This is a genomic window from Amycolatopsis sp. NPDC059021 (genome assembly GCF_042739895.1).
GTDB lineage: Bacteria > Actinomycetota > Actinomycetes > Mycobacteriales > Pseudonocardiaceae > Amycolatopsis.
The window spans coordinates 1-7,186 of sequence record NZ_JBHYIQ010000040.1 but is presented as its reverse complement, the minus strand read 5'-3'; the positions used below and the strand labels follow the sequence as shown (position 1 = coordinate 7,186).

Below are 7,186 nucleotides of genomic sequence, written 5' to 3'. Positions count from 1 at the left end.
GCCGTCGTGACCACGGTGCACGACGGCGAGCCGCACGGCATGACCCTCAACTCGCTCACCTCGGTCTCGCTCGATCCTCCGCTGCTGCTGGTGTGCTTCGCCCACGGCGCTCGCAGCGCCGAGGCGGTGAGCCGGTCGGGACGCTTCGCGGTGAACGTCCTCGCCAAGCGGCAGCAGGCGATCGCCCTGCGCTTCGCTGCCCGGGGCGAGGACCACTTCTCCGGGCTGGAACTCGAGTACGGCGACCACGAGGTACCCGTCGTGCCGAACGCGCTGGCCCACCTCGAATGCGACGTGGACCGCCGCGTCGAGGCGGGTGACCACACGATCGTCCTCGGCTCGGTCACCAGGACCTGTGCCGCACCGGGTGAACCACTCGCCTTCTACCGCGGCGGGTTCGGCGATCTCGTCCCGCACGACACCGAGCCCCGGCACTGGTTCTTCTGATCCGTCGCCACGAAGCGGTTCCGGGTGCCGGGGCTCACGAACCGGGAGCCCCGGCACCCGGATTCACCGGCTCCTTCGGGAAATCCCGCATCCGGCGTATCGGGCCCCACAGCAGGATCGCCGTGCAGCAGACGAGCGCGCCGGTCATGATCCACATGGTCGGCCGGAGACCGACGTGGTCGCCGAGGAAACCGCCGAGGACCGCCCCGACCGGGATGGTGCTGTACTTGATGAACGTCGTCGTGGCGACCACCCGGCCCAGCAGTTCGGGCGGGCAGTAGGCCTGCCGGAAGCTGTCCATGATGACGTTGCCCGCCACCAGGCTGCCGTCCACGACGAACAGCCCGGCGAAGAAGAACAGCACCGCCAGGCCGTCGCCCGCCACCGGCATGAGCAGTCCGAACGGGGTGGCGACGAACTTGCCGATGAGGAATCCCCGCGCGGTGCCGAATCGCCGCACGAGCGGCCGTACCACCATCGCGCCCAGAATCCCGCCGACCCCGCCGGCGGCGATGAGCACGCCGACGGTCACCGGGTTCACGCCCACGGTCCGGATCAGAAAGGCGACGTAAATCGACTGATAGCCGTCCAGCGCGAGGTTCGCCATGGCGCCGTAGAGCACGATCGGCTTGAAGTAGGCGTCCTTCAGGACGAAACGCAGCCCGTCCCGCATTTCCGCGCGCAGCCCGGTCCGGGGCCGGGCGCGGATGTCCTCCGGGGTCCGCCCGCGGATCCGCGTCAGGCAGACGGCCGACAGCAGATGGGCGGCCGCGTTCATCAGCACCCCGGTGGCCGCGCCGAACGCCTGCGTGATCACGCCCCCGGCACTGGGGCCGAGCATCAGCATCGCCGATTCGCTGCCCTGCAGCTTCGCGTTGCCCTCCATGAGGTGACGTTCGCCGACGAGCAGCGGGAAGTACGCGTGGTAGGCGGTGACGAAGAAGACCGTGGCCCCGCCGGTCACCAGTGCGACCACGAGAAGCTGGGCGACCGTCAGGGTCCCGGCGTACCACGCCAGCGGGACGCTGATCAGCAACACCGCCGACACCAGATTGCACGTGATCATCACCGGCCGCTTCGGCAGGCGATCGACCCACGCGCCCGCCGGGAGCCCGATCAGCAGCCAGGGCAGCCACACCGCGGCGGCCAGGAAGCCGAGCGTCAGCGGACTGGAATCCAGCACCGTGACCGCGAGCAACGGCAGGATCAGGCCGGTGGCGTTGCCGGCGAACACACTCGCGGTCTCCCCGGCCCAGAACAGGCGGAAGTCCCGCTGCCGCAGCAGACTCCGGCGGCCCGGCCCGTCCGTCCGGTCCGCCGGAGCCGCGTCTTCGGTCACTTCGGCCCCGGCGGACGGATCGGTCGATTCGCGCATGGAACGGACACCTCGGTCTCGGCACCCACCTGGTCAGGGACGATCGATGCTCGCCGGCCACTTCTCGGGCTCGGCCACCCGGGAGACCAGCGGGATGTCCCGGATGTCGTCGTGGTCGAGCACCCACAGCAGGAAACGTTCGACGCCCATGCCGAATCCCGCGGTACGCAACGGCTTTTCGTACTTCATGGTCACATACCAGGCGTACTCGTTCTCGGGAACGTCGTGCATGGCCAGCGCCTTGCGCACCTGTTCACCGGTCGTGTGCCGCTCGCCGGAACCGACGACCTCGCCGATGCCGAACAGGAGATCGGCGTTGCGCGCGGTGCGGTGATGCTCGTCCTCGAAGGCCTGGTAGAACGGGACCGACAGGTGGTCGAAATGCGTGACCCAGACGAACTCCCCGACGCGTTCCATCAGTTCCAGCTCGCCCGCGCGGGTCAGGCTGCGCCCGGACTCCTCGGAGACGAGGTAGGCCGGGTCGTCCCGCAGCACCCTGGCGGCCTCGTCCAGGGTGAGGCGGGCGAACTTCTCCTGCCCCGCCATGCGTTCCAGATGCGAGACGTCGCCGCGGGTGTCCGCCAGCCTGCCGCCGTGCTGCTCGAGGATCGCGGCCGACAACGCCTTGACGTAGCCCTCGACGTAGTCGATCAGCTCCTCCAGGCCACCCGGGATCTCGGCCTCGCTGTGGATGAACTGGCTCAGATGCGTCTGGTCCGGGATCTCCCTGCGGAACGAGGGCATGATCGTGTAGCCGCCGCCTTCGGCCACCTGACAGCCGTACTCCAGCAGGAACTGCATGGAGTCGGGCAGGTACGTGTCGACGCCGTTGACCGTCACCGGCACCGGGCAGGTGTCACTGCCCCAGCCCGACGGGCAGGTGATCGTGCGGGTCGTCAAGGGCAGGTACAACGCCTTCAGCCCGCGTCCGCGCGCGTAGTCGACCGTGGCCGTGAGAATAGTGTCCTGCAGATCGGCCACCAGCCGGTACCACGGGGATTGCATGGCCTTGAGAAAGGAACCGGAGGCGTTGCCATACGTTCCGGGTGGTGTCAGCGAGGTGTCCGTGATCGACGGTGGCATGGATGGCACTCCTGTCACGCGGTGGGATTACTGTGCTGATAGCGACCGAACCGACCAGAGGCCGGCAGCTCGGGACAATTCAGGTGCGGTTTCGTTGCCGGATTACTTCGAGCTCATGGGGACTGGCTGATTACTGCGAGGAGGGATGTTCTGGTTTTCCCGGAACAGATTGCCCGGGTCGTAACGCTGCTTGATTCCGGCCAATTTCGCGTACCGGTCGTCACCGTAGACGTCGCGTACCCTGCTGTCCGGCTCGTCCTGCAGGTAATTGACATAGGCGCCGCCGTACGCGTGCTCCGCCAGCCTGCTCATCGTGGCCCGCGCCCACGAGATGTTCTCCGGATCGTGCCCGGGATCGAGCCACTGCGCCGACGCGGTGCAGATATAGGGCGCGGCGCGGCGGGGAAAGGCCGATTCGCCGTCGGGAACATCGCCGATCGCGCCGCGCAGGTATTCGAAATCGATCGCCGAGAGCGGCGATCTGATATCGGCGCAGGATTCGACAAGCCCCTCGATCGTATCCGCCGAAAGCTCGGCGAGATAGCAGGATTTCGTGAAGTAGCGGTTTCCGTGCGGCTCGCCGTGGTCGCCAAGGGCCTGCAGTTCCGCGTACGGCATCACTCGCCGCACCGAGGCGGCGGGCCGGACGGCGTCGAACAGCGCCGCGCTGGCCGCCTGGCCGCGTTCCGGCGCGCCCAGCCACACCGAGGTGAGCGTGAGCACCGGCTTGCCGCGCAGCGCGGCCGGAATCCAGCCCTGCTCCCCCGCGACCTTCATGGCCCCGACGGCGTGCAGATCCGCCGATTGTTGCTCGGCGAACCATCGATACCGCGCGAGCGCCGCGCCGGCGTCTTCGAGCGGATAGACGCCGGCCCAGTGGTGGACCGGCCCCACTTCCCGCAGGCGCAGCGTGAACCGGGTGACGACGCCGAAATTGCCGCCTCCGCCGCGCAGGGCCCACAGCAGGTCTGGATGGGTTTCGGTCTCCACGACCGAGCCGTCCGCCAGCACGACCTCGGCGGAAAGCAGATGATCGCAGGTGAGCCCCCATTTCCGGGCCAGCCAGCCGTATCCGCCGCCGAGCGTCAGCCCGGCCAGTCCGGTGTGGGAGACGACCCCGGCGGGGCAGGCGAGGCCGTGCGGTGTCGTGGCGGCGTCCAGATCGCCGAGCAGGCAACCGCCCTGGGCGTGCGCGACCCGTTCCCCGCGATCGACGGTCACCTCTCGCATGAGCGAGAGATCGATCATCACCGCGCCGTCCGCGACCGCGGTCCCGGCGACGTTGTGACCACCGCCCCGGACCGTCACCGGCAGCCCCGACGCCACCGCGAAGCGCACGGCCGCGCGCACGTCCGCGGTGCTGGTGCACCGGGCGATCACCGCCGGTTCCCGCAGGTGCATGCCATTCCAGATCCGGCGGGTGTCCGCATAGGACGGATCGGAGGGCAGCAGGACCGGCCCGCCGAACTCCGCCTTGAAGACGGCCAACGCGTCTCTCGTCACCGTCGTCATGGCACCGGCCGCCGGAGGTCGTGGGCGTGCCCGTTCACGCGGGTCTTGGACTCGTGAATGGACACGAAGATTTCGATGACTCTTTCGGTGAGGTGACGCCGGTAGTCCTCGGGTGCCGGGTACCAGCCGGGGCAGTTGTTGAACTCGATGATCCGATACCCGTCGGGAGTGGGCAGGAAATCCAGCCCCGCCATGGTGACGCCCATGACGCGCGCGGCCCGCCTGCTGATCTCCACCAGTTCCGGGGGCGGCGTCACCATGTTCGCCGTCGCCCCTTGTTTCGCGTTGGCCTTCCAGCTCGACGCGTGCGGGACCCGGTTCATGATCAACGGGGCCTCGTCGCCGACGATCGTCACCCGCATATCGCCTTCGGGGTGCGGATAGTACGGCTGGCAGACCAGCCTGCCGTACTTCGCGAGGAGACCGTCGACCAGCGCGCGATCCTCGTCCAGGTGCCGTACGCGTTCCACGTCCGTCCCGCCGAGGCCGAACGTCGGCTTGATCACGACCTCACCCCAGTCGGCGAGGGCGCTCCCGATCTCGGCCGCGCTCGCGCAGCAGCGCGTCGGGGCCACCGGCAGTCCGGCCGCGCCCAGGCGCTGGAGCCCCAGGAACTTGCTCTCCGCGTTGAGGTACACGTCGGCCGGGTCGAGCACCGTCAGCCCCGGCACCTGACTCAGCAGCGCGTAGCGTTCGTGATCGGTCTGCGCGTGCTCGTACCGGATCTGCGCCCGCGAGATGATGAGGTCGAATCCGGCGGCCGGTTCGCCGTTGATCGTGGTCTCCAGTACTCCCCCGGCGTCCCGGCAGGACACGTCCTCGAGGAAGAACACCGCCATGTCGTGCCCGAGATCCCGGCCCGTGCTCGCCAGCTCGGGAGAATCGGGGTCTTCCTCGTCCCACGCCACAATTCCGATACGCATATTCATCCCATCGATTCCGGTCGGCGAAGCGACGTCGTCCCGCGGTTTTCCGCATCTTTCGTCCGGAGTGGACTCTTGCGGAAGTACGTTGCCGGAAGCCTTGGCACGAGACGAGGGCGAAGCCCGGGGCACGACGGGACCACCTCGACGGGCGCCGCGCGCGCTCGCGCGTTCCGAACCCCCAGAGCCGTCTGCACGTCCGCCCCCTTCGCCGGCAAACCCACCTTGGCAACTACTTGCCAATATATTGACACGCACGCACCCGAATCGGCAATGCCGTCGGGGTCGATCTCGGCCGGCGCGGCGCCGCCTTCGCAGGCGGGCGCCCCGGAACCCTGCCGTTCTCGGTCAGCGCGGGAACAACGCGAGGAGGTCGCGCTCGAGCCGTTCGGCCTCGGCGAGGTCCGCGCCCACGACGCACGCCTCGCCGCCGGTGGTCTCCGACTCGGTCCCGAACACCGGGACGATGACCCCGGTGCGCGTCGCCGGGTCGTACGCCAGCCCGCTCCTGGTGAGTTCCCGCAGTGTGGTTTCGAAGGCGGGGTAAGCGCATTCCCGCTGTTCGATCAGGCAGCGGTCGGCGAGGAACCCGCCACCGACGACCCGCTCGCCGATCCGGAACAGATGCGTCGATCCGCCGTACCGCCCGTTGAACTCGTTGAACAGCACCCGGCCGTCCGGGGTGAGGATGGCGTCCACATTGGTCAGCCCGCGGTAGCCCATCGCCCGCATCGTCCCGGCGAGCGCCTCGAGATGCGTCAGGAACGCCTGGAACGACGCGGCGCCCGAGTCCGGGGGCGGCACCGGGATGATCACGCCGTCGCACACCGGGTTCATCCGGATCCTGCCGTAGCCGTAGATCTCCACCGAGTCCTCGGTGATCGCGGCCTCGCCCCAGATCGGCACCGACCCGGCCGCGTACTCCTCGAAGACCGCGCGCCTGCGCCCGCCGCCGGTGTACCACGCCCAGTGTTCCGCCACGTGATCGGCGAGCGCGGCGCGGTCGGTGAAGACCTCGTGGCGCGCCGCGCCGATGGCGTCCACCCCGGCCTCCGCGGCGAGCACCTCGTTGCCGAGCCCGCCGCTGCTCACGTCCTGTTTCGCGATCGCCGTCCTGCCGGAGCCGAGCAGATCCCACAGGAAGTCCACGGCCTCTTCGACGGCGTCGGTGACGACGCCCTCGGGAATCGGCAGATTCGTTCCCGCGGCCACCGCGCGGAAGGTGACCTTGCTGTTGAGCAGCTCGTTCCCGCCCTGATCCATGAACCCGAAACCCGGCGTGCCCTTGTCCAGCCCCAGCCGTTTGATCAGCCGGTTCACGTAACCGTCGAGATAGAACGGCTCGGCGCGGTCGATCCCCCGGTCCCGGACGATCCGGCGCAGCCCGGCGATGAGCTCCTCGTCCTCGAACCGGTCGCGGGTCAGCACCTCGCCGCCCTTGCCCGGCGGCGGCACGACGACTTCCAGTGTCGCGGCGTCGATCCCGGCCAGCGCCGTGGCGTAGGCGAAGAAGTCCGGATCGGGCCGGATCGGCAGCACCAGGACGTCACCGGGCCGCGCGCACCAGATCATGCGCTGCCCCTGGCTTCCGGCGTGCCTGAGGTCCTCGGCGGGGATGTTCGCCAGTTCCGCCTCGTTGCCCCAGTTGCCGATGACGAGCCTGGACATGGCGACCCCTCCTGCCCTCCGCACGTGCTCCGGACCTGCGGTTCCGGGACAGCAACGCTAACACGCTCTGGCAAACCTTGGCAATCATGGCATCTTTCCTGGCAACCCAACGCTGACCGTCCTCTGTGGACCGTGGTGCTGTGAAGGGGGGGGTTTTTTGGGGGGGGGGGGGGGGGGG

Annotated in this window: 6 protein-coding genes; 1 reads left to right on the top strand and 5 read right to left on the bottom strand. The window is 69.0% G+C overall.

Going from position 1 to position 7,186, the window contains the following annotated elements:
* Positions 1-447: flavin reductase family protein (locus ACFWX1_RS23315; protein ID WP_378390545.1), on the top strand; the 447-nt coding region annotated here is incomplete at its 5' end.
* A gap of 34 nt (positions 448-481) precedes the next feature.
* On the opposite strand, the gene ACFWX1_RS23310 is transcribed toward ACFWX1_RS23315, so the two are convergent.
* The 5 genes from ACFWX1_RS23310 to ACFWX1_RS23290 form a co-directional block, all read right to left on the bottom strand.
* A complete protein-coding gene (locus tag ACFWX1_RS23310) occupies positions 482-1,822 on the bottom strand; it encodes an MFS transporter (RefSeq protein ID WP_378390543.1) in 1,341 nt (446 codons plus the stop codon).
* Positions 1,823-1,855: 33 nt separating this feature from the next.
* Entirely contained in the window at positions 1,856-2,905 is a 1,050-nt protein-coding gene (locus ACFWX1_RS23305) for an amino acid--tRNA ligase-related protein (RefSeq protein ID WP_378390541.1), read from the bottom strand.
* Positions 2,906-3,007: 102 nt separating this feature from the next.
* Positions 3,008-4,408 carry an FAD-binding oxidoreductase gene (locus tag ACFWX1_RS23300; protein ID WP_378390539.1) on the bottom strand — a complete coding sequence of 467 codons (1,401 nt, stop codon included), beginning with the start codon at positions 4,406-4,408 and terminating at the stop codon, positions 3,008-3,010.
* A 5-nt stretch (positions 4,409-4,413) separates the two neighbouring features.
* The gene (locus ACFWX1_RS23295) at positions 4,414-5,340 is read right to left on the bottom strand and encodes a RimK family alpha-L-glutamate ligase (protein ID WP_378390537.1); all 927 of its coding nucleotides are present in this window, start codon (positions 5,338-5,340) and stop codon (positions 4,414-4,416) included.
* 348 nt (positions 5,341-5,688) lie between these two features.
* Entirely contained in the window at positions 5,689-7,008 is a 1,320-nt protein-coding gene (locus ACFWX1_RS23290) for a peptide ligase PGM1-related protein (protein ID WP_378390535.1), read from the bottom strand.
* Between the last annotated feature and the right edge of the window lie 178 nt (positions 7,009-7,186).